The following is a 23738-nucleotide window of genomic DNA, read 5'->3' as shown; positions in this document are numbered from 1 at the left end:
TCCTTCGGTCCTTCGGTCCCTGAGCGAGGAGCGCAGCGACGAGACGAAGGACGAGCACCCTGCCCTGCACCACCCACCGAAAACGCCTAAGGAGGCGACAGTGAATCGCAAGACCCGCACCACGGCACGTATCAGCACGGCCCTCACCACCATCGGACTCGCGATGGCGATGCTCGCCGGCTGCGCCTCCGGCCAGGCGGCCGCCGCCGACAAGGGCGAGAAGCTCGACACGCTGCGCCTCGGCTACTTCGCCACGGTCACGCACGCACCGGCGCTCGTCGGCGTCGAGAAGGGCTTCCTGCAGAAGGAGCTCGGCGCCACGAAGCTGCACACCGAGGTGTTCAACGCCGGCCCCGCCGCCGTCGAGGCGCTCTCGGCCGGCGCGATCGACGCCGCCTACATCGGGCCGAACCCTGCGATCAACACCTTCATCAAGTCGGGCGGCGCCTCGGCGCGCGTGATCGCCGGGGCCACGAGCGGCGGCGCCTCGCTCGTCGTGCGCGACGGCATCAACAGCGCTTCGGATCTGAAGGGCAAGACGCTCGCCTCGCCGCAGCTGGGCAACACGCAGGACGTCGCGCTGCGCACCTGGCTCTCCTCGAAGGGCCTGAAGACCAGCGTCACGGGCGGCGGCGACGTGAACATCACGCCGACCGAGAACGCGCAGACCCTCACGCTCTTCAAGAGCGGGCAGCTCGACGGGGCTTGGCTCCCCGAGCCGTGGGCCTCGCGCCTGGTCGTCGAGGCGGGTGCCCACGTGCTGCAGGACGAGCGCGACCTGTGGCCCGACGGGAAGTTCCCGACCACGGTGCTGCTCGTGAGCAAGGACTTCGCCGACAAGCACCCCGACGCGGTCAAGGAGCTGCTGGCCGGGCACCTCGATTCCCTCGACTGGATCAAGGCCCACCCGACCGAGCTTCCCGGCGTCGTGAACGCCGCGCTGAAGACGGCCACCGGCAAGCCCCTGGCCGACGACGTGCTCACGAAGTCCCTGTCGGCCGTGTCGTTCTCCGCGGATCCGAACGCCGCCACGTTCGCGACGCTCGTGAAGAACGGCGTCACCGCGGGCACCCAGACGAAGGGCTCGATCGAGGGCCTGTTCGACCTCGCCGCGCTGAACACCGCCCTCAAGGCCAGGAACGAGCCCGCGGTCGACGACGGCGGGCTGGGAACGAAGAAATGACCGCCCCGCTCGCGCCGAGCTTCGACGGGGTCACCCCGGTCCTTCCCGCGCCGGATCCGGTGGATCCGGCGGTGCGCCTCGCGCACGTCACCAAGCGGTACGGATCCGGCCCTGTCGTGCTCGACGACGTCTCGCTCGAAATCGCGCCGGGAGAGTTCGTCTGTCTGCTCGGCGCGAGCGGCTGCGGCAAGTCCACTCTGCTCAATCTCATCGCAGGGTTGGAGCCCGTGACGTCGGGCTCGCTGCGCGCGCCCGACGAGGGCACGGCCGTGATGTTCCAGGATCCGGCCCTCATGCCGTGGCTGAGCGCGCGGCGCAACGTCGAGCTCGCCCTGCGTCTGCGCGGAGTCCCCCGCGCAGAGCGGCGGGCCGAGGCGCTGCGCCTGCTCGGGATCGTGAACCTGTCCGACGCCGCCGACAAGCGCCCGCACGAGCTCTCCGGCGGCATGCGGCAGCGCGTGGCCCTTGCCCGCGCCCTCGCCCAGGACCGGCCCGTGCTGCTCATGGACGAGCCCTTCGCGGCGCTCGACGCGATCACCCGCGATCTGCTGCACGAGGTGCTGGAGAACGTGTGGCGCGAGACCGGCCGCACGATCGTCTTCGTCACGCACAACGTGCGCGAGGCCGCCCGTCTCGGCGAGCGCGTGGTGCTGCTCGGCAGTCGCCCCGGCCGGATCTCACGCGAATGGCGCGTCGCCCGCACCCGCGGCCGCCGCATCGAATCGCCCGAGGTCTCGGCGCTGGCCGCCGAGATCACCATCGAGCTGCGGAAGGAGATCCGCCGCAATGCCGACTGACAAGACCCTCCCCGTTCCGGCCGGACGCCCATCGTCCCGCTTCGCTCGCTCAGGGACCGCTGACACAGGCCGGTCCCTGAGCGAGGGGCGTCCTTCGTCTCGCTCAAGAACCGACGAGGCGAAGGGCGTGGGCGCCGCGGACGACGACCTCGCCCGCCTCGAAGCGGGTCTGGACAGCTTGCAGACCGCAGAGCCCGGATCCGTCTCCCGCACGCGCGAGCGCCTGCGGGCGATCCTGCCGCCGGTCGGCCTGCTCGTCCTGCTGCTCGCGGTCTGGCAGCTGTACGTCGTCATCGCGCGGCCCCGGCCCGACATGGCGCCGAGCCCCCTGCAGGTGCTGGGGGCTCTCGGCGACGCCTGGCAGTCGGGTCGGCTGCAGGAGTCGGTGCTCACCAGCCTCGAGCGCGGCGGCATCGGCTTCGTCATCGCGATCGCGGTCGGCACGCCGATCGGCCTGCTGCTCGCGGAGTGGAAACTGCTGCGCCGAGCGGCGGGCCCGTTGATCTCCGGGCTGCAGGTGCTCCCGTCTGTCGCCTGGGTGCCCGCGGCCATCATCTGGTTCCGCCTGTCCGACGCGACCGTGTACTTCGTGATCCTGATGGGCGCGATCCCCTCGATCGTGAACGGGCTGCTCGCCGGTGTCGACCAGGTGCAGCCGCAGCTGCGCCGGGTGGGCACCGTGCTCGGCGCCAGCCGCTGGCAGGCGGCCACGGCGATCGTGCTTCCCGCGGCGCTTCCCGGCTACCTCGCCGGCCTCAAGCAGGGCTGGGCGTTCTCCTGGCGGTCGCTGATGGCCGCGGAGATCATCGCAACCGGCGGATCCATCGGCTTCGGGCTCGGGTCCATGCTCGACCAGTCCCGCCAGCTCGCCGACCTGCCCGGTGTGCTGGCCACCATCATCCTGATCCTGGCGATCGGCATCCTCATCGAGCTGGTGCTGTTCGCGCCGCTCGAGCGGGCCGTGCTGCGCCGGCGCGGACTTCTGCTCGGAGGTGCATGATGACGAACGGATCCGTCACCCTCGTGGGTGCAGGGCCCGGCGACGCCGGCCTGCTCACGATCCGCGGCCTGCGCGCCCTCGAGCGCGCCGACGTGATCATCGCCGACCGTCTCGGTGCGCGCGCCGTGCTGGACCAGCTCGCGGCCGAGGGCGTGATCATCGCCGCCGAGGTGATCGACGTGGGCAAGACCCCGGGGCATCACCCTGTGCCGCAGCACGAGATCAACGCCCTCCTGGTGCGGCACGCCCGCGCCGGGCGCGAGGTCGTGCGCCTCAAGGGCGGGGATCCGTTCGTGCTCGGCCGCGGCCGCGAGGAGGCGCTGTACTGCGAGGCCGAGGGCATCGCCGTACAGGTCGTGCCGGGCATCACGAGCGCGATCTCGGTCCCCGCCGTGGCCGGCATCCCGCTCACGCACCGCGGTGTCGCGACGGCCTTCACGGTCGCAAGCGCGCACGATCCGATCGAGCAGCTGCCGGGAGGATCTGACCACACCGTCGTACTGCTCATGGGCATCGGCACGCTCGCGCACACGGCGGGGATCCTGGCCCGCGGCGACCGCGGAGCGGACTGCCCCGTCGCGATCGTCGAGGACGGCTACGGATCCGGCGAGCGCGTCACGATCGCAACGCTCGGCACGATCGCCGCCCTCGCCGCCGTGCGCCAGGTGCGCAACCCCGCCGTCGTCGTCGTCGGCGACGTGGTGCGCCTGAGCCCCCACGCCGCCTCCCTCGCCCCCGTCGCCGTCGCCGAGCCCGCCCCCGTCGCCGTCGCCGAGCCCGCCCCCGCCGCCAGTGACAGCGAGACCGAACCGGCGTCCCGAGACCGCGCTAAATATCAGCGGTCTCGGGACGGAAGTTCGGTTTCGCGGCCCATGGCGGCCGCGCGCGCGACCGCCCCTGCCCGATCCGACCGAAAGACCCTGCAGCCGTGACCGACCTTCACCCCTCCGCCCCGCTCCGCGTCGCGATCGTCGGCGCCGGCCCGGCCGGCATCTACGCCGGCAACATCCTCACGAACGCCGTGGCCGCCCGCGCCAACGGCAGTGCCGACGACGACACCGGCGCCGCCGGCCTCGGGTACAGCACGGTAGAAATCGACCTCTTCGAGTCGCTGCCCGCGCCCTACGGCCTGATCCGCTACGGCGTCGCGCCTGACCACCCCCGCATCAAGGGCATCGTGAACTCGCTGCACGAGATGCTCGACGCGCCCTTCGACCGGTCCCTGAGCCTGTCGAAGGGCAGGGACCGTTCGGATGGGGACCGCCGCACGATCCGCTTCCTCGGCAACATCGAGGTCGGCCGCGACGTGTCGCTCGACGAGCTGCAGGCCCGGTACCACGCCGTCGTGCTCGCGACCGGCGCGATCCGCGACGCCGCACTGCGGATCCCCGGCGTCGACCTGCCCGGATCCTACGGCGCCGCCGACTTCGTGTCCTGGTTCGACGGCCACCCGGACGTGCCGCGCTCCTGGCCGCTCGTCGACGAGCAGGTCGCGGTGATCGGCAACGGCAACGTCGCACTCGACGTCGCCCGGATCCTCGCCAAGCTGCCGGAGAACCTGCGCAGCACGGAGGTACCGGACAACGTGCTCCAAGGACTCGAAGCCTCGGCCGTCACCGACGTGCACGTGTTCGGCCGCCGCGGGCCGGCGGACATCAAATTCACCCCGATCGAGCTGCGCGAGCTGGGCGAGGTCGCCGGAGTCGACATCATCCTGGACGACGCCGACTTCGCGGGGGTGGATCCGGCCACAGCCCCCAACAACCAGCTGAAGATCATGCTGCGCACCCTGAACGCGTGGCGCGACCGCCCCGAGAACCGGGGCGAGAGCACGGGTGCGACCCGCCGTCTGCACCTGCACTTCTGGCACGCTCCCGTCGAGATCACCGGATCCGACCGCGTCGAGTCGGTGCGGTTCGAGCGCACGGCTCCGGCCGAGGACGGATCCGTCTCGGGCATCGGCGAGTTCGTCGAGTATCCGATCACCGCCGTGTACCGGGCCGTCGGCTACTTCGGCTCGCCGATCGTCGACGCCCCCTTCGACGCGCGGCGCGGAGTGGTGCCGAATGAAGCAGGCCGCGTCGACGGCGTTCCCGGGCTGTACGCAACCGGCTGGATCAAGCGCGGCCCGGTCGGCCTCATCGGGCACACCAAGTCCGACGCGACGGAGACCATCGCGAACCTGCTGGAGGACGCCGCGGCGGGCCGCCTCGTGGATCCCGCCGAGACCGCCGACGTCCTGAACCTCCTCGCCGAGCGCGAGGTCGAGGTGACCACCTGGGACGGCTGGCTGGAGCTCGACGCTCACGAGCGCGCCCTGGGCGCCGCGCACACGCACACCCGAGAGCGGGTCAAGGTCGTGCCGCGCGAGGAGCAGGTCGAGATCTCGCGCAGCGGAGCGCTCACCCGATGACGTACGTGATCGCGCTGCCCTGCGTGGATGTGAAGGATCGCGCGTGCATCGACGAGTGCCCGGTCGATTGCATCTACGAGGGCGAGCGCTCCCTCTACATCCATCCGGATGAGTGCGTCGACTGCGGCGCCTGCGAACCCGTGTGCCCCGTGGAGGCGATCTACTACGAGGACGACCTCCCCGACGAGTGGAGCGACTACTACAAAGCGAACGTCGAGTTCTTCGACGAGATCGGATCCCCGGGCGGAGCCGCCAAGGTCGGCGTCTACGCCTTCGACCACCCCCTGGTCGCCGCGCTCCCGCCGCAGGCGGACGGCCATGCCTGACGACGACCGGTCCCTGAGCGAGCGCAGCGAGACGAAGGGCGCTCAGGAACCGGTCAGCGAGACGAAGGGCGCTCAGGAACCGCGCGAGGATGAAGACCCGTACGACGTGCTCATCGTCGGCGGAGGGCCGGCCGGGCTCTCCGCTGCGCTGAACCTCGCCCGCTCGCTCGCGCGCGTGCTCGTCGTCGACGCGGACCGGCCGCGCAACGCTGCGACGCTCATCTCGCACGGATTCCTCACGCGCGACGGGATCCCGCCGCACGAGCTGCGGCGCCTCGCCCGCGAAGAGCTCGCCGCCTACCCGCAAGTCACGATCCGCACCAGGGAGCGCGTGTTCCAGATCGAGGCCGAGGGATCCGGTTTCGTCGCCGGGATCGGCCGACGCGCACCCGAGACGAGGATCGCCGCGCACCGTGTGCTGCTCGCCACCGGCCTGCGCGAGACGCTGCCCGACGTGCCGAACCTGCGCGGCTTCTACGGCGTGAGCCTGTTCAGCTGCGCGGCGTGCGACGCCTGGGAGCTGCAGGGCCACGCGCTCGCGCTCATCGGCGAGACGCCGGATCTGGCCGCCCGCGCCCGCCTCATCGCCCGGTGGACTCGCGACCTCACGGTCTTCACGAACGGCGCCGACGTGGTCGACGCCGCGGAGGAGGCCGAGCTCGCGTCCGCGGGGATCGGCGTCGAACGCAGCCCCATCACGGAGCTGTACGGCGAGCGCGGCGTGCTCACGGGCATCCGCCTCGGCGACGGATCCGAGCATGCGGTCGAGGGCGGTTTCGTGCGCCCGGAGTGGGAGACCGACCTCTCGTTCCTGCCGGCGCTCGCGCCCGACCTCGACGCGCACGGCCACCTCGCCGCGGACCGCGCCGGCCGCACGAGCGTGCCAGGCCTCTACGCCGCGGGCGACGTCGCCTCCCCCGGGCCTCAGCAGCTCATCGTGGCCGCGGGCGCCGGCGCCAGGGTCGCCGCCGTGATGATCCACGACTCGATCGGCGTCGCGACGGCACACTGATCACCTCCAGTTCCCGTCGCACAACTGGTCGCTAAAGAGCGCCTTTAGCGACCAGTTCTGCGACGGGAGGACAGCCCCGGTGAGCCGATTCAGGCGCAGAGCGGGTGGGGCGGGATCCCGGCCTGCTCTGCGCGGCGCAGCAGCTCGCGATCGAAGCTGAGCATGGCATCGATCACATCTTCGAGCTGGACGGCCGTGGCGAGGTGAAGGGCATCCAGGGTGCGCAGACCTGATCCGGCCGCAACCGCCTGATCGACGACGGCGTCATCGAGAGTGACGAGATCGATCCGGCCGAGGAGTCTCGCGGACGCCTCACGGTCGGCGTTCCGGCGCCGTGTCACGGAGGCGATCTCGAGGGCGAACAGTCGTGAGGAGACGAATCGCTCCTCCGTGTCGAGCAGCTCACGCACCGCGTCGCTGTGCTCCTCTCCGAGCAGAGCCTTGACCGCGGCGGAGGTGTCGAGGTAGATCACCAGCGCTCGCCCCGCACGTCATCCATGATCTCTTCGGTCGTCGCTCCGAGATCTTGCGGCTGCAGGTTCAGCGGCCCGCTCGCCGTCGCCGGCTGCACCTTGCCGGCCGCGACCAGACGATCCCACGCGGACTCCCGCGGTGGGGTGATCTCGGCGACGGCCTTGCCGCGTTCGGTTACGGTGATGTGCTCACCCGCCGCGACCCGCGCCAGCACCCGCGCGGTCTGCTGGTTCAGTTCGGTCTTGGTCACGGTTCCCATGCAACCACGGTACGCGCTATCTAGTAGAAGTACTACACAGGCTGAGGATCCGAGATCCGGTCAGGCACCGCGGTTACCCTGTGCGGATGAGAGCCCGCCGCCGCACCGCCCTCGTCGCCGTCGCCCTCCTCGCCGGGCTGGCGACCGGATGCAGCGCGCCGTTCGACCCTGCCGCGTGGACCCTCGAACCGATCCCGTTCACGCCGGCCGGATCCATCAAGCCCACAGACCTCGCGTACGCACAGGCGGCCCTCGCACCCGACGGATCCGGCGGCTTCTGGGGCGTTTCCGGCACCACGGGGTTGCACGTCGGCGCTGATGACGACACGCTGGCGCACTTCACCGTGGACGTCGGCGCGCCCGGTGCACAGCCGGCCATGCTCGCCCCGCTGTCGTCGACGGGGCTACTGACCGCCGACCGCAACGCCCTCACCCGCTTCCGCAGCCCGCTCGGCGTGCTCGACACCGGCGACATGTCATGGCACGAGGTCGCGCCGGTTATCGACGACGACGGGATCGCGTCGATCACAGGCATCGCCGCCGACGGCCGTGACGTCCTTGTCGGCCTGCTGCGGCCGGCGGCGAGAGGCACGACAGGCCCACTGGGGCTCGAGATGGTCCGGATCGGTCTCGACGACGGCTCCCGCGTGGTGCTGCACACCGAGGCGATGGCCGTGGCCTCGGCGGCATACGGACAGTTCGCCGCGACCACCGCCATCGAGGTCCTCTCGGATGGGTCGATCCTCCTCGCCACCCCGAACGGGCTCTCCCTGCTCACCGCCGACGGCAGCATGCTCGACCGGATCCGCTCGGACGAGCCGGCCCCGATCCTCGCCGTCGGGCCGAGGGAGGAGACGCTGTGGTGGGGACATCCCGCGGGCACTCCCCCCACTCATTCGCCCGCCACGTTCCAGGTCCGCGGCGGATCGGCGGAAGCGCGCGCCTCGATCGAGCACGCATCGACGTGCACCGACGGTCGCGAGCTGCACGTCGTGTCGGCCGCCGGCGGCACCCTCACGGAGACCGCGCAGCTTCCGTTCCTGTGCGGTGCACGCGCCGCGATCTGGACCGGATCGTCCTGGATCGTCTCGATCGGCGGAGAGGGCGACGGCGTGCTGGTGCGGGTGACGCCGCCGCGAAGGGCCCCGTGAGCTTCAGCCGTGCACGGCGGCGTCGAGCACCGCGGTCAGCGGATCCGGGATCCGGTCCGGCGTCAGGGCCGCCACCACGTCGGCTGCGAAATGAGCCTTGCGGCCGCTCGCGGTGCCGGCGAAGCGGTGCAGTTGCGCCTCGACCGAGCGGACCCGCTGGGCCGGCTGCCCCTGGAAGACCCGGAACAGCGTCAGCTCGCCGCGGGCGGCCAGCGTCTCCAGCACCAGCTCCGGACCGGCCGCGCGGATCACCTCGTCCTCGAGATCGCGCTCGCATCCGAAGAACCCCGCCCGGGCGATGACGGCCGGATCCGCCTGGCCCTCGGCCAGCAGCCCGCCGGCGATGAGCGCACCGATCACGTAGCGCAGCTCGGCGGCGTCGTAGAGGCCGCGCACCGGAACCGTCGGATCCCGCCGCTCGAGCCAGGAGCGCAGGTTCGTGATCCCGCCGAGCGAGACCACGTCCGCGCGGAGGTCGTCCCCGCGGACGCGCGCGGCGGCGAGGAGGGCGAGCCGATCGCTCTCCCCCTCGACGAGCACAATCGGTCGGGTCATAGATCCGACGCTACCGCCGGTGCCGCCCCGAGATCCGTTCCGAACTCAGTCAAGAGGCGCCTCATGAGGCCCATCCGTCGGGATCCTCTACGGAATCGACTGAGTTCGGAACGCGCATGCACGCCGCGACCCGCTCCGGATCTCGCACCGGCGCGCCGCTACCTCTCGTTCACCGCCACCCACGAGACTTCCTGCATGAGCAACGGCGATCATCCCGAACCCCAGGCGACGGCGAACAGCGGCGCCGTCGCGGTGGTGGGCCTCGACCTCCGCGGGGACGAGCCGGCGCCGAAGAAGCAGATCTACTCCTGGGCACTGTGGGACTGGGCGACGCAGCCGTTCCACTCGGTGATCCTCACCTTCATCTTCACGGCGCTCTACCTCACGACCGACGCGTTCCTACCGGCTGACCTCGCCTCGCTCGCGGACAAGGATCCGGCCAGGGTCGCCGGGATCGCAGAACTCACGAGCGGCCTCGGGCTCGGCGGCACGATCGCCGGCCTCGCGATCCTGCTGCTCGCGCCCGTGCTCGGCCAGCGCGCGGATGCGGCCGGACGACAGAAGCTGTGGCTCGGGATCGACACCGGCGCCCTGATCCTGTGCATGTTCGGGCTCTGGTTCGTCACGCCGACGCCGTCACTGTTCTGGTTGGGCGTCGCCCTGATCTCCGCGGGCGTCGTCTTCAGCGAGATCGCCTCGGTGAACTCGAACGCCATGCTCATCTCGATCGCGAGCCCGAAGACGGTCGGACGGATCTCGGGTCTCGGCTGGGGCTTCGGCTACCTGGGCGGCATCGTCGCCCTCGTGCTGGTGATCGTGTTCTACATGTCGGACTGGTTCGGGCTCTCTGCGGACGGCGGATTGCCGTTCCGCATCATCGCGATCGGCTGCGCGGTGTGGGCGATCGTGTTCTCGATCCCGATCTTCCTGAACGTTCCGGAGCCGTCGCTGGGCCGACCGGAGCGGAAGGTCGGCTTCTTCGCCTCCTATGTGCTGCTCGTGAAGGACGTCATCGGCCTCTACCGCAATCCGAGCACCCGCACCACGTTCTGGTTCCTGGTGGCGAGCGCGGTGTTCCGCGACGGGCTCAGCGCCGTCTTCACGTTCGGCGCGGTGATCGCGAGCACCGTCTTCGGCTTCGAGTTCATCCAGCTCGTGATCTTCGGGGTGGCCGCCAACCTCATCGCGGGCGTCTCCACGATCCTCGCGGGCCGCCTCGATGACCGCTGGGGCCCGAAACGGCTCATCATCATTTCGCTCGCCTGCATGATCATCGCGGGGATCGCGGTGTTCGCCCTGGTCGACACCGGGCCGATCGCGTACTGGATCGGCGGCCTGATCCTGTGCGCGTTCGTCGGACCGGCGCAATCCGCGGGGCGTTCGTTCCTGGCCAGGGTCACGCCGGCCGGCCGCGAGGGCGAGGTGTTCGGCCTCTACGCCACGACCGGGCGCGCGGCGAGCTGGATCGCTCAGGGCGCGTGGACGCTGCTGATCATCCTGACCGGAAACACCAAGTTCGGGATCCTCGGCATCGTCGCCGTCCTGCTGGCCGGCCTGCTGCTGCTCCTGCCGGTGAAGGAGACGCGGTCGAGCGTCCGCCTCTCGCACTAGGCAAGATTCCGACAGGGCGCGGGCTTCCGCTCAGATCGCACTTTCTGCGCCAAAAGCGGCAATGGAGAGCGGATAGTGCGACCTGAAGCACATCCGGATCCGGATCCGGATCCGGATCCTTAAGCGTCGAGCGCGGTCAGGTGCTCCGGTGCCGCGCCCGCGACGCGCAGACGGTCTCGCATCGCGCGTGTCGCAAGGGCGTAGGGGCGATCGTCCTGGAGGAGCAGCGAACGCGAGTTGGCCTCCTCGTTCAGCGCGACGAGCTCGAACGCCAGCTGCTCGGCATCCGTGCCCGCGTCGAGCTCTCCCGCCGACACCGCGTGGCGCACCTGCGCCTCGACGTAGTCGTACCAGTCCACGAGAGCCGTGCGCACGGCGTCGCGCACCGGGCCGGGCTTGGAATCGACGTCGGCCGCGGTCGCCGCGAAGAAGCAGCCGCCCGTGAAGACCCGCTCGCGGGAGTAGTCCAGGGCGTTGTGGAGCAGGGCGGACAGCCGGCGCACCCCACGGGGCTCGACGCGCGCGCGCTCGACGATGAGCGCGGTGAAGACCTCCCGCGCGGCGGCGACCGTGGCGAGCTGCAGCCCCTCCTTGCTCTGGAACAGGGTCGCGATGCTGCTCTTGCCCCGCCCGGACGCCGTCGCCAGCCGCCCGATCGTGAGGCCGTCCAGGCCGTCCACCGACGCGATGTCGGTCGCGCTCTCGAGCACGGTGCGCCGCGAGGCATCGCCGCGCAGGCGACGTCCGTCCGACGTCTGAGCCCGTGCGATCCCGGCGTCGGCGGCTTCGTGGGTGGCGACTTTCAACATGACCCTAGTGTACGAACGATCGTTCGCTTATTCTACGTATGACCGTTCGTATTCTTTTCCTGAAGGGGAACCGATGCCCGCTTCCGCCCGCCTGATCCTCGGCGGCATCCACGCTGCCGGAGCCGTGTCGCCGCGCCTCGCCGGCCGCCTCGCTCTGCACCTGTTCTTCACGACGGCACCGCGCATGGCCGTGCGCGACGCCGACCTCGCGACGCATCGGGACGCGCAGCGAGAACGGATCCGGATCCGCGGATCCGAGGTCGTCACCTACCGCTGGGGACGCGGCGAGCGCGCCGTGCTGCTGCTGCACGGCTGGCAGGGGCGCGCGTCGCAGTTCGCCCCGCTCGTCCGCGAGCTCGTCGCGGACGGCTTCCGCGTGGTGTCCTTCGACGCCCCGGCGCACGGAGACTCCTCGGGACGACGCACCGACCTTCGGGACTGGGTCACGACCGCGGAGCAACTGCAGCGCAGCGATGGCCCGTTCCAGGCGATCGTCGGTCACTCCTTCGGCGGGCTGGCCGCACTCACGGCGGCGCGCACGACCGTGCCGTCCCCCCGCATCGCGGTCGTCGCGGGCGCCTCCGCACCGGCCGCGTTCCTCGCGGAGTTCTCCCGCACGCTCCGCCTCGAGCCCACGGTCTCCGCGCGCTTCGAGCAGCGGTTCGGCGCGCGCTTCGGCCTCGACCGGGAGGGCATCGCGGCGGCGTACGACGCGGTGCAGGACCCGCTGCCCTCCGGCACCGAGCTGCTCGTGGTGCACGACCGCGCCGACCGCCGCATGCCCGACGCCGACGCCCTGCGCCTGCACTCCGCGCACGCCGGCCGCTCGCATCTGCTGCGCACCGACGGGTTCGGACACAACCGCGTACTGCAGGCGGATCCGGTGCTGGACGCCATCGCCGCGTTCGTCGGCGCCGGGATCGCGGGCATCGATGCAGCCGATTCCGGAGGACAGCGCACCCCGCACGCCGTCACCGCGTCCTGAGCGACGGACCTGCCGGTCAGCGCCAGTCAGTCAGCACCTGCCGGTCAGCGCCAGTTCGCGGCGACCTTGGCTAGCAGGCGCGCGAACTCGGCCTGCTCCTCGGCGGTCAGCGCCGACATCGCACCGCGCAGGGCCTCGCGCCGGTCGCCGCGGACGCCCCGTCCCATCTGCCGCCCCTCGTCGGTCAGCACGATCCGGGTGCGTCGGGCGTCGTCCGGATCCGCTTCGCGGCGCAGCCAGCCCCGCTCGACACCCTGCTGCACGAGACGCGAAGCGCGCGGCTGATCCACGCCGATCGCCTCGCCCAGCGCGCTGACGCTGAGCGGCCCCGAAGCCAGCGCCTCGAGCATGCGCAGCCGCGCGGGCGCCTCACCGCGCCCGCCGCCCCAGGGCCCTGCGCCTCGGCCGTGCGGATCCGCGTGCGGACCACCGTGCGCAGAGTGCTCGCCGTGCGGCCCGCCGTGCCCGCGGAACCCTTCCCCATACCGCGGGTCACCATCGTGCATCCCGTGGCGGTGCTCGCGGGTCGGTCGCGGTCCCCGCCCGCGCAGCAGGCCGAGCGCGGCGACGATCGCGTCGAGCGGATCCGGGTTCTCGGCATCATGAGGCATGCTCCGATTTTACATGCGACTTGACATGGAACCCAATTGCATGTCACACTGCATGTACATGGCAGATGACATGGATCTGAGCGAACTCGGAGAGACGGCCGCCACCGCGACGAGCCGCCCGTCATCGCCCCGATACCTGAAGGACTTCGCATGAACAGCACAGAGAACATCCCAGAGAACACGCCCGCAGACCAGAGCCGCCCGTTCGGCTTCTGGATCACCGCCGTCGATCGCCTTCTGGCGGCCGAATTCGCCACCGCCTTCGAGGACGAGGGGATCACCCGCCGCGACTGGCGGATCCTCAACGCCGTCGACGGCACCGTCCCGCTCGGCCGGGACCTCCCGGACAGCAAGGTGCGCCACCTGGTCGCGCTCGGCTGGGTCGAGCAGGGCTCGGACGGCTGGACGCTCACCGCAGACGGCACCGCCGCCAAGGCGCGCCTGACCGCCGCCGTCGACGAGATCCGCGCGCAGGTCGCCGGCGCTCTCGATCCCGAGGAGTTCGCCGCGATGGCGGCCGCCCTCGAGAAGCTCGCCCGCGGCCTCGGCTACGAGGAGGGCAAGCGCCTCCCCCGTCGCCACGTCGGCGGGCGTTCCGGCGTCGGCCGCGAGTGGCCGCACCGCGAGCACCTCCGTCACGAGCACCTCCGCCAGGAGCACCTCCGTCACGAGCACCGCTGCGGCGGGCACACCGACGGCGAGCGCCTGCACCGTGAGCACGCGCGCGGTGAGCACCCGTTCCGCGGGCGCGGGCCCGAGCACGGTGCGCCCGGTCATTCCCCGGCCCACCTCCACATCCACCTGCACGACGGTCGCCACCGCAACGGCTGACCTCGCGCGTCCGATCCGGCCCCTGCCCGCGCTCCGCGGCAGGGGCCGGATCCCGTTGTCCGGCTGGTCGCCGACGACGCCGCCCTCACGCGCGGCGGAATAGAGCCCGCGCACGCGCGGTTTCCCTTTCACATGACCCTTGTCGCGCCCGACCGGATGCCGCCGCTGCACGCCGTGCCGGACATTGCGACGCAGGCCCGCGGCGCGGTCGATGCCCTCCTCGCGACCGTCGATGTGCAGCTGCGGCGGCAGGTGCGCATCGCGCCGGATCCCGCCGAGACCATCGCCCTGGACCGCAATGCGCTCTCGGTCGTCTATGTCATCGAGGGCAGCGTGCACACCCGCTGCGGCGACAAGCCGATGTCGCTCGCCCAGGGCGACGCCATGCTGACCCCTGGTCGGACGCCGATATCGCTCAAGACGGATCCTGAGACGCGGATCCTGGTCTCCACGCTCACCCTGGTGCCGCACGCGGCGCACATCGCGAACGCGCTGCCCGACGTGGCCCTGGTGCGCGACTTCGCCCACCACGAGCCGGCGGCCGCCGCCCTCGCCGCGCAGGTCGGGATCGACCTCACGGCCCTGCCGGTCGACGTCGCCGCCCTCGAGGCCGCGGGCCGCGACGGAGACGCCGTGATCTGCCGCATGATGGCGAACACCGTCCTCGCGTCGGTGATCCGAGCGTGGGCCGCGCACGGCTGCGCCCCCGCGGGGTGGCCGGCGCGCACGAGCGACCCCTTCCTGGAGAAGGTGATCGACGCGATCCACGCCGCGCCCGGCAACGACTGGAGCGTCGAGGGACTGGCCAGTGTCGGCGCCATGTCGCGCACGGTGTTCGCGGAGCGCTTCCGCGCCGCCTTCGGCACGTCACCCGCGAGCTATGTCACCGAGGTGCGGATCCGCGCCGCGCAGGACCGGCTCGTGCTCGGATGCCTCGTCAGCGAGATCTCCCGCGACCTCGGCTACAGCTCCGACGAGGGCTTCAGCCGCGCCTTCCGCCGCCGCACCGGGCAGACCCCGACGGCGTGGCGCGAGGCTCGCACCGCCTAGATCCCCGCGCACCTTGAAGGACGATGGCAACTTCTGAGGATGGATCCGCCCGGATCCTCCTGCAGAGTTGCCATCGTCCTTCAGAGTTGCGGGGCCGAGAACCGTCTCAGCGATCCGCGCGAGCGCTCATCCTGCTCGAGAACCCGAACAGCACCGCACCGACCACGAGCACGACCGCGCCGATCACGTAGACCTGGGCGATCCCGATGCCGTCCACCAGCAGGCCGCCGACGCCCGCCGCGATCATGATCGCGGCCTGGAACCCCATGACCACCAGGCTCCCGCCCGCCTCGAGCCGGTCCGGCATGCGGTGTCCGATCCAGGTGTTCACGATCAGCAGCCACGAGGCGAAGAAGAAGCCCCACACGAACGCGACCGCGCCGATCGCCCACAGGGATCCGACCATCGCGTTCATCAGCAGCACCGCACCTGCGATCACGAGCGGAGTGATCACGGCGAGCGTCCGGTAACGGCGGTCGACGATGACGCCGATCGCGATGTTCCCGATGAAGCCGCCGATGCCGAACAGCGCGAGCAGCAGGATGATCGTTCCCTCGGTGATCGCGGCGCCGCCCTCGTGCACCCGCTCGAGGGCGACCCGGATGTAGGTGTAGGCGAGGAAGTGCCCGAGCACGACCAGCACGTGGCCGACAACGCCCAGGCTGATGCCGCGACGGCGGAACGTCTCGACCAGGGTCGACAACCGCGCGGCCCCCTCTGCGGGCACGCTCGGGAGCAGGATCCGCAGAAGGACCGCGAGGACGACGCTGGCCGCTGCGGCGATCGCGAACACTCCGCGCCAGTCGAGCACCTGGCTGAGCAGCACGCCCGCCGGCACACCCGCGACCGTCGCGAGCGATACGCCGGCCGAGTTGAACATCATCGCCCGGCCCAGGCGCTCCGGCCCGGCGATCCGCGCCGCGACCGTCACCGACATCGACCAGAAGCCGCTCAGTGCAGCGCCCAGCAGCACGCGTGCGACGAGCAGCAGCGGCAGGTTCGGCGCGACCGCGACGATCAGGTTGGAGACCGCCGCGCCGACAGCCATCCACACCAGCAGCGAGCGTCGGTCCAGACGGGGCAGCATGAGGCCGATGGTCGGCGCCACGATGAGCCCTGCGAGCGCGGTCACGGTGACCATCTGGCCGGCCTGACCGGGCGTGACCCCGATCTCCGCCGCGATGTCGGTGAGCACACCGCCGGGGAGGAATTCTGCGGTGACGAGCAGGAACGCCGTCGCCATCATGGCGAGCAGAGCGCCATAGTTCAGCCGGCGCGGGGTGGCCGCGATCGTGGGCACAGGGGCGGTGGTGGTCATGCTTTCCAGCCTTCCGTGCGCGCCCGTTGCGCGCCCGATCATGCGTCCGGCGGATCCGACCGATCGTCCGGATCGGATCCGCACCGCTATCACTCGCACTCCGCTCGCGTGGATCGTGCGACGTCTGCACGACCGCGTGACGCCTGCACGATGGATCCGGCCGATCGGTCGTGCAGGCGTCACCGGGTCGTACAGACGTCGCACGCGCACCAGGACGTGCAGGCGTCGCACGCGCACAGTGCGGGCGCCGCGCGCAGGCATCACACCTGCGGCAGCACCGCTATCAGCCCGGCGGCGACGGGGAACGGCCACGCCGCGTTCGCGATGAGCACGGCGATCAGCACGATGGCGCCGATCAGCAGCACCGCGAGGATCAGGAACACCAGCGCCACGAGACCGAGGTAGCCGCCCCGCCCGACCTCGGGGGCGAGCGGCGGATCGATCCGCTCCGGCGGCAGCGCGGGAAGCGGCGGAAGCCCGGAGGCGGGACCGGGATCCGTCGCGGAGACGTCCGCCGCACCAGTCACCGGGATTCGCGGGTTCCCCTCCGCGGCCACGGGGATCGAGGTCTGCGGGGCGTCCGTCTCGGTGACGCGCTGGCGCTGACGCCGGCGCTCCCTCTCCGGCTCGTCGTCACCGAACACCGCAGGGTCGGGAGAGGCGAGGATCTCCGCGAGCCCGGGCGTCTCGTCCGCCGGCGCGGCCTCTGCGGGCGGGGCGAGCAGATCGGCCAGCTCCGCGCTCTCCGAGGCCGGCGCGATCTCGGGGTCGGCCAGGATGTCGGCCAGTCCCTCGCTCTCCACGGGCACGGGGGCGAGCTCGGCGGCGTCGGCGGGCGGTGCGGCCGACCCCTGATCGGGCGTGACGGAGGGCGTCGGTGCGGACTGCTCCTCCGGGTTCGGATCCGTCTCGCCCATGGTCTGGTCAGCCTCCGGTGGATCCCGCGTCGGTGGTGCCGACGTCGGTGCGATGGAAATTCTGGAAGGAGCGCGAGGCGGTGGGGCCGCGCTGCCCCTGGTAGCGGTTGCCGTAGGGGCCGGAACCGTAGGGGTTCTCGGCCGGCGAGGACAGCTGGAAGAAGCACAGCTGTCCGATCTTCATCCCCGGCCACAGTTTGATCGGCAGGGTCGCGACGTTCGCGAGCTCGAGCGTGACGTGCCCCGTGAACCCGGGGTCGATGAAGCCGGCCGTGGAGTGCGTGATGAGCCCGAGGCGGCCCAGCGACGACTTGCCCTCGAGGCGGGCGGCGACGTCGTCCGAGAGCGACACCTGCTCGAACGTCGCACCGAGCGCGAACTCTCCGGGGTGCAGTACGAACGGCTCGTCCGGATCCACCTCGATCAGCCGCGTCAGCTCGGGCTGGTCCTCACCCGGGTCGATGAAGGGGTACTTGTGGTTGTCGAAGAGCCGGAAGTAGCGGTCCAGCCGCACGTCGATGCTCGACGGCTGAATCATCGACGGTTCGAGCGGATCCAGTCCGATCCGCCCCGCGTCGAGCCCCGCCCTGATATCCCTGTCGCTCAGCAGCACGGTCTCAGCGTAGTCCGTGCGTCAGTGCGGATCGGTCAGACCGTTGCGGAACGCGAAGACGACCGCCAGCACGCGATCCCGCATGCCGAGCTTCTGCAGCACGCGCCCCACATGCGTCTTGACCGTCGACTCGCTCAGCCAGAGCTTCTCCGCGATCTCGGCATTGGACAGTCCCTGCACGAGCGCATCGAAGACCTCGCGCTCGCGGTCGGTGAGCACCTGCAGCCGGGCGGCGGCGGCTCGACGGTCGTCCTCCCTCGCACGGCGGCCCGGATCCTCCGCGGCACGCGCGAGCGCGCCGAAGCGCCGCAGCAGCTCCGACGTGACCCGCGGGGCGAGCACGGCATCGCCGGCGGCCACCGCGCGGATCGCGGCGACGATGTCGTCGGCATCCGAGTCCTTGAGCAGGAAGCCGCTGGCTCCCGCGTCGATCGCGCCGAACGCGTAGGCGTCGAGGTCGAAGGTCGTGAGCACGAGCACGCGGATCCCGCTGCCCGACGCGACGAGTTCCCTCGTCGCCTCGAGGCCGTCCATGCGGGGCATCTGCACGTCCATCAGCACGACGTCGGGCCGGTGCACGTTCGCGAGGGCCACGGCCTCGATGCCGTCCTGCGCCTCGCCGACGACCTCGATGTCCGGCTGCGCGCCCAGCACCATCGCGAGACCGGCGCGGATCAGGGCCTGATCGTCGGCGATCAGCACCCGCACCGCCGTCATGACCCGCTCCTCGGCAGCGCGAGGCGCACGGCCCAGCCGCGGGCGCCCACGGGGCCGGCATCGAGCGATCCGCCGTAGAGGGCGGCACGCTCGCGCATCCCGAGCAGGCCGCGCCCGACGCGGACGGGGGCGGGCGGGGTCACCGACGCGGATCCGCTCGTGCGCCCGCGCTCCGCCGGGGCCGCATGCCCGGCGCGCATGCTCTCCGGCGCGGACGGCGTCGTCGCGCCGTCGTCCCGGACCTCGGCATGGATCTCGTCCTCGGTCACCCGCACGTCGACCCGCACCTGGGTGGGCGCCTCGGCGTGCCGCAGCGCGTTGGTGAGGGACTCCTGCACGACCCGGAACACCGTCATCTGCAGTCCCGCCGGGATCCCCTGCGCGTCGACGGCAGCGAGCCCCCGAGGATCATCCCGCTCCGCCCGCCCCAGGTCGAGGTCGAGCCGCACCGGCAGCCCGATCCCGCGATAGACCTCGGCGAGCCGCGGCAGGTCCTCGAGTCCCGTGCCGCTGCGTGCGGACTCCTGTCCGTTGGGCCGCTCGAGCACCCCGAGCGCCCTCCGCATCTCATCGAGGGAGGAACGCGCGACCCCTCCGATCTGGCCCACCGCCTCACGGGCGCGGTCGGGATCCGCGTCGAAGACGGCCCTCGTACCGTCGGCCAGCCGCACGATCACGCTCAGCGAATGCGACACGATGTCATGCACATCGCGGGCGATGCGCGAGCGCTCGGCCAGGGCCGCGAGCTGCGCCTCCTGATCGCGCTCGTGCTCCAGGATCCGCGCCCGCTCCACGAGCGCCGCAACGTACCGGCGGCGGTTGCCCGCGTTCTGCCCCCACAGCAGAGCGACCAGGAGCAGCAGCAGGTCGAAGGCGGCCCAGGTCAGGGCGGTGTCCAGTCGCGACCCGGAGCGGTTCACCGGCGCGAAGCCGAATCCCGTGAGCAGGTGCAGGGCGCTCAGCATCAGGGTCACCGCGTAGGCGACCGCCCCCGCGATCCACGCCCGGGACATCCGGTCGTACACGGCGATCGCGAACACCGCGTAGGCGACCGCGAACGCTCCCACGTCGAGTGAGAAGGGCAGCAGCACCAGAGGCAGTGTCAGCGTGATGAGGAAGAGCAGCACCGGATTGCGGCGACGGAACATCATCATCGTCGTCGCGACGATCGCGACCACGACGAGTCCCAGCCCGAAGCCCCACGGCCCGACGGATCGTGGCGAGATCGCGGGGTCTGCCGACTCCGCCGCGAACATCGGCACGGCCGTCAGCACGACCCAGCTGAACGTCGTGAGGGCATCCGCCGCGTGCGGATGACGCTGCCAGCGCGACGCGGCGCGATCCAGGGCGCGCGCGGAGCCGTCGGTCACGTCGCCAGTCTCCCACGGTCCTCCGAGGTCGCAGGATCCTGCTCGTTCTCGAACACCTCGACGCCGGCGCTGCGGCCGTGACGTCGGGCCTCCCGACGCTCCCGCCGGGCCTGCCGTCGGTCGCCGCGGCGCTCGTAGAGCACGACCAGCGCCGGCACCAGCAGCAGCGTGAGCACGGTCGAGGACACCAGCCCGCCGATCACGACGATCGCCAGAGACTGCGAGATGAACGCCCCGCCGCCGGTGATGCCCAGCGCCATCGGGATCAGCGCGAAGATCGTCGCGCACGCGGTCATGATGATCGGCCTCAGGCGCAGGCGCGCGCCGTGCACCACGGCGTCGTCGAGCCCCGAACCGCCACGTCGGTACTCGTTGATGAGGTCGATCAGCACGATCGCGTTCGTGACCACGATCCCGATCAGCATGAGCATGCCGATCAGCGCCGGGATGCCGAGCGGCGTTCCGGTGATCAGCAGGCCCGCGATCGCCCCCGTCGCGGCAAACGGCACCGACACCAGCAGCAGCAGCGGCTGCACGAGCGAGCGGAACGTCGCGACCAGCACGATGTAGACCAGGGCGATCGCGGCGAGCATGGCGATGCCGAGCTCCCCGAACGACTGCGCCTGCTCGGCGGCGGCGCCGCCCTCGTCCAGGCTCACGCCGGCGGGCAGGTCGACCCCGTCCACCGCCGTCTGCACGCCGTACGACGCCGTGGAGAGGTCCGCCCCCTCCGCGGGGGTGGCCGAGATCGTGACCGCGCGTGCGCCGTCGATCCGGGTGATCGTGGCGGGGGCCGAGACGACCTCCACCGCGGCGATGTCGCCGACGCGGATCGGCGTCGCACGCAGGTGCTCGAGGTCGCGCTGCGCCTGCGTGAGCCGGTCGGTCTCCGCCTGCTGGCGCGATCCGTCGGCGATCGCGGTGCGCGCCCCGGAGATCTGCTCATCGAGGTTGCTCAACCCGCTCTCCGCCCCGGCCACGGCCTGGGTGAGCTGCTGGACGAGCTTCTGGTACTCGAGCGCGCTGAGCTGGCCCTGCGTCGCGGGGCTGGCGTCCGCGGGCGGCGGCGTGGCCAGCAGCCGCGCGAGCTGCTCGCGCAGCGCGACCAGATCCTGCGCCCCCGAGGAGCGAGCATCGTAGAGCGCGGAGAGCTGCTCGTCGGCCTTGTTCTCGGCCTCCGTGCGCGCCTGCGAGGACATCGCCTCCTGCTCGCGCTGCAGTGCGTCCGCCGCATCCTTCTGGGTCTTCTGCGCCTGCAGCGCCGAGATCGGCAGGGTGAGCGCCTTGACCGCTTCCGGGTCCGTCGCCGTGGACTGCGCACGGACCACCAGATCCGTGGCGGTGCCGTCGATGCCGACGGAGCCCAGCCTCTCGCCCTGCACGGCGGCGGAGATCGCCGCGCCCACCTCGGCGGTGGTGAAGCCCTGCGCCGCGGCCCGTGCGGGGTCGACCGAGACCTTCAGCACCGGCAGATCGGCGGCGAGGTCGCTCTTGACCGTGCCGATCCCGTCGACCTTGCCGAGTGCGGCGGTGAGCTTCTCGGATGCGCTCGCGAGCGCCTTCTCGTCAGGGCTCTTCACGATCACGTCGATCGAGGAGGAGGTGGTCTGCGTCGCCTGTGTCGACACGGTGATGCGGTCGGCGTCCGGGAGCTGGCCCACCGCGGTGCGGATCCGCGGCAGCACGGCCTTGGGGTCCGCATCCGGCGCGATCACGATATCGAGCGTGACCGGAGCCCCCTGCTCGCCCGCGGTGGTGCGGTACGACGCGACCCCGTCGAGGTCGCGGACCTTCTTCTCCAGGGCGGTGGCCGCCTTGTCCGAGACGGCGAGCGTGGTGTCCAGCGGCATCGTCTGGGTGACGGTCACGGCACGCTCGTCGGCGAAGCTGCCGAGCATGTCGGTCTTCAGGAAGCCGGCGGCCACGATCGTGCCGGCGAACACCACCACCGAGATCAGCACGACGGTGACGGGCCGGCGCAGCGCGAAGAGCAGCGAGGGCAGATACGCGCGCTGCATCCGCGTGACGCGCTCGGCGGGATCCTGCTCCACCGGATCCGAGCCCGAAGCAGTCGCGGAGGATGTGTCGGACCTGTCGGCCCGATGCGGATCCGGACCGGCCGTGCCCGCCCCTTCCGCGCCCTCCTCGGCGGTCATCGCCGCCTGCGCGGCATCCGCGGCCGCGGCCTTGGCCGGACGACGCAGGAACCAGTATGCGAGCACGGGCACGATCGTCAGCGAGACCAGCAGCGACGCGAGCAGCGCGATGGTCACGGTCAGCGCGAACGGCCGGAACAACTCCCCCGCCATGCCGCCGACGAGGGCGACAGGCAGGAACACGGCGACCGTCGTCAGCGTCGACGCCGTCACGGCGCCGGCCACCTGGCGCACCGCGGCGAGCACGTCGGCGGGCGTGAGCGGTGCGGATCCGCGACGTCGGGCGATGTTCTCGATGACCACGATCGAGTCGTCGACCACCCGGCCCACCGCGACGGTCAGTGCGGCGAGCGTGAACACGTTGAAGGAGAAGCCGCCGACGCGCAGTCCGATCACCGCGATGAGCAGCGACAGCGGGATCGAGACGGCCGTGATCACGGTCGCCCTGGGCGAGAGCAGGAAGACCAGGATGATGAGCACCGCGAACACGAGGCCCAGGCCGCCCTCGACAGCCAGGTCGTGGGTCGACTTCTCGATCATCGTGGACTGGTCGAACAGCACGGAGCTCGCGGCGTTCGCGCCGAGGGAGGGCAGGGTCTTCGCGACCGCGGCGGTCACCGCGTGCGACACCTGCACGGCGTTCGCCTCGGGGGTCTTGGTGATCGTCAGGCTCAACGCGGGACGGCCGTCGGAGCGCGAGATCGTGCTCTGCGGGACAGGGGCGAGCTCCACGGTGGCGACCTCGGAGAGCGGCACAGGCCCCTGCATCGTCGGGATCGGCATGGCGGAGATGCGCTCGACCGACGTGCCCTCCTGGCCCACCTCGATCGCCATCGCGCGGGTTCCGTCGCTGCTGGTGCCGGCAGGCACCACGACGCCGGCGGTGCGCAGGATCCCCGACACCGCCGCCGCATCGACCGACCGCGCTGACAGCTTGGCCGGATCCAGGGTCACCAGCACCCGCTCGGAGACGCGTCCCGACACCTGCACGGCGCGCACACCCGGCACGTGCTCGATCGCGGGGACGAGGGTCTTGTCGATCCGGTCGGCCAGGGCCTCGACGTCGCCGTCACCGGTGATCGCGAGGCTCTGCACCGGGATGTCGGCGGAGCTGCCCGCATAGACCTCGGTGCGGATGCCGTCGGCGGCGGATCCGGCGGCCGTCGCGGCGGCCTTGAGGTCGGCGAGGATCTTGGTGTCGTCACGACCGAACGCCCACGACACGGTGAGCTGCCCGCTGCCGCTCGAGGTGCTCGTGCGCACCTCGTCCACCCCGGTCACCGAACCCAGCGCATCGGACAGCGGTTTCACCACGTCGTGGTCGAGGGTCTCCGCCGAGGCGCCGGGCTTGGTCACGAGCACCATCGCCGCGGGCTGCGACATGGACGGCAGCAGCTCCTGCTTCATGCTTCCGGTGGCCCAGAGCCCCGCCCCCACGATGAGGACAGTGAACAGGGCAACGACGGCGCGGTTGGCGAGGCTGAGTCGGGTCAGCAGGGTCACGGATCCTCCAGGGCGATCACGATCAAGTGCAGGGCACCACGGCCGTCGCCACCTGCGACGAGCCGTATCCTCAGCAA

At 71.5% G+C, this 23738-nt stretch carries 23 protein-coding genes; 12 read left to right on the top strand and 11 right to left on the bottom strand.

Annotation, left to right across the window (positions count from 1 at the left end; genetic code table 11):
• Positions 1-100: 100 nt before the first annotated feature.
• The 7 genes from AC1DG4_RS02230 (at position 101) to AC1DG4_RS02200 (ending at position 6731) form a co-directional block, all read left to right on the top strand.
• The gene (locus AC1DG4_RS02230; protein ID WP_477375369.1) at positions 101-1183 is read left to right on the top strand and encodes an ABC transporter substrate-binding protein; all 1083 of its coding nucleotides are present in this window, start codon (positions 101-103) and stop codon (positions 1181-1183) included.
• On the top strand, positions 1180-1980 hold the full coding sequence (locus AC1DG4_RS02225; RefSeq protein ID WP_477375367.1) for an ABC transporter ATP-binding protein: 801 nt from the start codon (positions 1180-1182) through the stop codon (positions 1978-1980). Before AC1DG4_RS02230 ends, AC1DG4_RS02225 begins: the two co-directional genes overlap by 4 nt.
• A gap of 127 nt (positions 1981-2107) precedes the next feature.
• The gene (locus AC1DG4_RS02220) at positions 2108-2980 is read left to right on the top strand and encodes an ABC transporter permease (protein WP_477375365.1); all 873 of its coding nucleotides are present in this window, start codon (positions 2108-2110) and stop codon (positions 2978-2980) included.
• Positions 2980-3912: a uroporphyrinogen-III C-methyltransferase gene (gene cobA / locus AC1DG4_RS02215; RefSeq protein WP_477375363.1), complete on the top strand. Its 933-nt coding sequence runs from the start codon at positions 2980-2982 to the stop codon at positions 3910-3912. Before AC1DG4_RS02220 ends, cobA begins: the two co-directional genes overlap by 1 nt.
• Entirely contained in the window at positions 3909-5393 is a 1485-nt protein-coding gene (locus tag AC1DG4_RS02210) for an FAD-dependent oxidoreductase (protein WP_477375361.1), read from the top strand. The genes cobA and AC1DG4_RS02210 overlap by 4 nt, the downstream gene beginning before the upstream one ends.
• Entirely contained in the window at positions 5390-5719 is a 330-nt protein-coding gene (fdxA, locus tag AC1DG4_RS02205) for a ferredoxin (protein WP_477375359.1), read from the top strand. The genes AC1DG4_RS02210 and fdxA overlap by 4 nt, the downstream gene beginning before the upstream one ends.
• Positions 5712-6731, top strand: a complete 1020-nt coding sequence (locus tag AC1DG4_RS02200) for an NAD(P)/FAD-dependent oxidoreductase (RefSeq protein WP_477375357.1) — start codon at positions 5712-5714, stop codon at positions 6729-6731. Before fdxA ends, AC1DG4_RS02200 begins: the two co-directional genes overlap by 8 nt.
• An 89-nt stretch (positions 6732-6820) precedes the next feature.
• Here AC1DG4_RS02200 and AC1DG4_RS02195 read toward each other — a convergent pair whose 3' ends face one another.
• Positions 6821-7204, bottom strand: a complete 384-nt coding sequence (locus tag AC1DG4_RS02195) for a type II toxin-antitoxin system VapC family toxin (protein ID WP_477375355.1) — start codon at positions 7202-7204, stop codon at positions 6821-6823.
• Positions 7201-7464 (bottom strand): type II toxin-antitoxin system Phd/YefM family antitoxin, encoded by a 264-nt coding sequence (locus AC1DG4_RS02190; protein WP_477375353.1) that lies wholly within the window; start codon positions 7462-7464, stop codon positions 7201-7203. The genes AC1DG4_RS02195 and AC1DG4_RS02190 overlap by 4 nt, the downstream gene beginning before the upstream one ends.
• An 86-nt stretch (positions 7465-7550) precedes the next feature.
• Between AC1DG4_RS02190 and AC1DG4_RS02185 the strand changes: the two genes are divergently transcribed.
• Positions 7551-8615: a hypothetical protein gene (locus AC1DG4_RS02185; protein WP_477375351.1), complete on the top strand. Its 1065-nt coding sequence runs from the start codon at positions 7551-7553 to the stop codon at positions 8613-8615.
• Positions 8616-8618: 3 nt separating this feature from the next.
• On the opposite strand, the gene AC1DG4_RS02180 is transcribed toward AC1DG4_RS02185, so the two are convergent.
• Positions 8619-9170: a hypothetical protein gene (locus AC1DG4_RS02180; protein WP_477375350.1), complete on the bottom strand. Its 552-nt coding sequence runs from the start codon at positions 9168-9170 to the stop codon at positions 8619-8621.
• Between the two features lie 195 nt (positions 9171-9365).
• Here AC1DG4_RS02180 and AC1DG4_RS02175 point away from each other — a divergent pair, with 195 nt between their 5' ends.
• The gene (locus AC1DG4_RS02175; protein ID WP_477421034.1) at positions 9366-10781 is read left to right on the top strand and encodes an MFS transporter; all 1416 of its coding nucleotides are present in this window, start codon (positions 9366-9368) and stop codon (positions 10779-10781) included.
• A 119-nt stretch (positions 10782-10900) separates the two neighbouring features.
• Here the strand turns inward: AC1DG4_RS02175 and AC1DG4_RS02170 are convergent, their stop codons facing one another.
• Complete coding sequence (locus tag AC1DG4_RS02170; protein ID WP_477375346.1) at positions 10901-11590, bottom strand: TetR family transcriptional regulator C-terminal domain-containing protein; 690 nt, start codon at positions 11588-11590, stop codon at positions 10901-10903.
• Positions 11591-11663: 73 nt separating this feature from the next.
• On the opposite strand from AC1DG4_RS02170, the gene AC1DG4_RS02165 reads away from it, so the two are divergent.
• Positions 11664-12575 carry an alpha/beta fold hydrolase gene (locus AC1DG4_RS02165; RefSeq protein WP_477375344.1) on the top strand — a complete coding sequence of 304 codons (912 nt, stop codon included), beginning with the start codon at positions 11664-11666 and terminating at the stop codon, positions 12573-12575.
• A 44-nt stretch (positions 12576-12619) separates the two neighbouring features.
• Here AC1DG4_RS02165 and AC1DG4_RS02160 read toward each other — a convergent pair whose 3' ends face one another.
• Positions 12620-13186 (bottom strand): MarR family winged helix-turn-helix transcriptional regulator, encoded by a 567-nt coding sequence (locus AC1DG4_RS02160; RefSeq protein WP_477375342.1) that lies wholly within the window; start codon positions 13184-13186, stop codon positions 12620-12622.
• 150 nt (positions 13187-13336) lie between these two features.
• Here AC1DG4_RS02160 and AC1DG4_RS02155 point away from each other — a divergent pair, with 150 nt between their 5' ends.
• Positions 13337-14017, top strand: a complete 681-nt coding sequence (locus AC1DG4_RS02155; protein ID WP_477375340.1) for a MarR family winged helix-turn-helix transcriptional regulator — start codon at positions 13337-13339, stop codon at positions 14015-14017.
• 132 nt (positions 14018-14149) lie between these two features.
• Complete coding sequence (locus tag AC1DG4_RS02150; RefSeq protein WP_477375338.1) at positions 14150-15067, top strand: helix-turn-helix transcriptional regulator; 918 nt, start codon at positions 14150-14152, stop codon at positions 15065-15067.
• Between the two features lie 106 nt (positions 15068-15173).
• On the opposite strand, the gene AC1DG4_RS02145 is transcribed toward AC1DG4_RS02150, so the two are convergent.
• The 6 genes from AC1DG4_RS02145 to AC1DG4_RS02120 form a co-directional block, all read right to left on the bottom strand.
• Entirely contained in the window at positions 15174-16385 is a 1212-nt protein-coding gene (locus tag AC1DG4_RS02145) for an MFS transporter (RefSeq protein WP_477375336.1), read from the bottom strand.
• A 260-nt stretch (positions 16386-16645) separates the two neighbouring features.
• Positions 16646-17302 (bottom strand): hypothetical protein, encoded by a 657-nt coding sequence (locus AC1DG4_RS02140; RefSeq protein WP_477375334.1) that lies wholly within the window; start codon positions 17300-17302, stop codon positions 16646-16648.
• 7 nt (positions 17303-17309) lie between these two features.
• Positions 17310-17915: a dCTP deaminase gene (gene dcd, locus AC1DG4_RS02135; RefSeq protein ID WP_477375332.1), complete on the bottom strand. Its 606-nt coding sequence runs from the start codon at positions 17913-17915 to the stop codon at positions 17310-17312.
• Positions 17916-17936: 21 nt separating this feature from the next.
• Positions 17937-18632 (bottom strand): response regulator, encoded by a 696-nt coding sequence (locus AC1DG4_RS02130; protein ID WP_477375330.1) that lies wholly within the window; start codon positions 18630-18632, stop codon positions 17937-17939.
• Positions 18629-20002 carry a sensor histidine kinase gene (locus tag AC1DG4_RS02125; protein WP_477375328.1) on the bottom strand — a complete coding sequence of 458 codons (1374 nt, stop codon included), beginning with the start codon at positions 20000-20002 and terminating at the stop codon, positions 18629-18631. The genes AC1DG4_RS02130 and AC1DG4_RS02125 overlap by 4 nt, the downstream gene beginning before the upstream one ends.
• Positions 19999-23661, bottom strand: coding sequence for an efflux RND transporter permease subunit (locus AC1DG4_RS02120; protein WP_477375326.1), 3663 nt, complete (start codon positions 23659-23661; stop codon positions 19999-20001). The genes AC1DG4_RS02125 and AC1DG4_RS02120 overlap by 4 nt, the downstream gene beginning before the upstream one ends.
• Positions 23662-23738 lie beyond the last annotated feature (77 nt).

The organism is Microbacterium sp. 05N427, from assembly GCF_056397105.1.
Note: the sequence above shows the minus strand (reverse complement) of the source record. Positions and strands in the feature narration are given on the sequence as shown.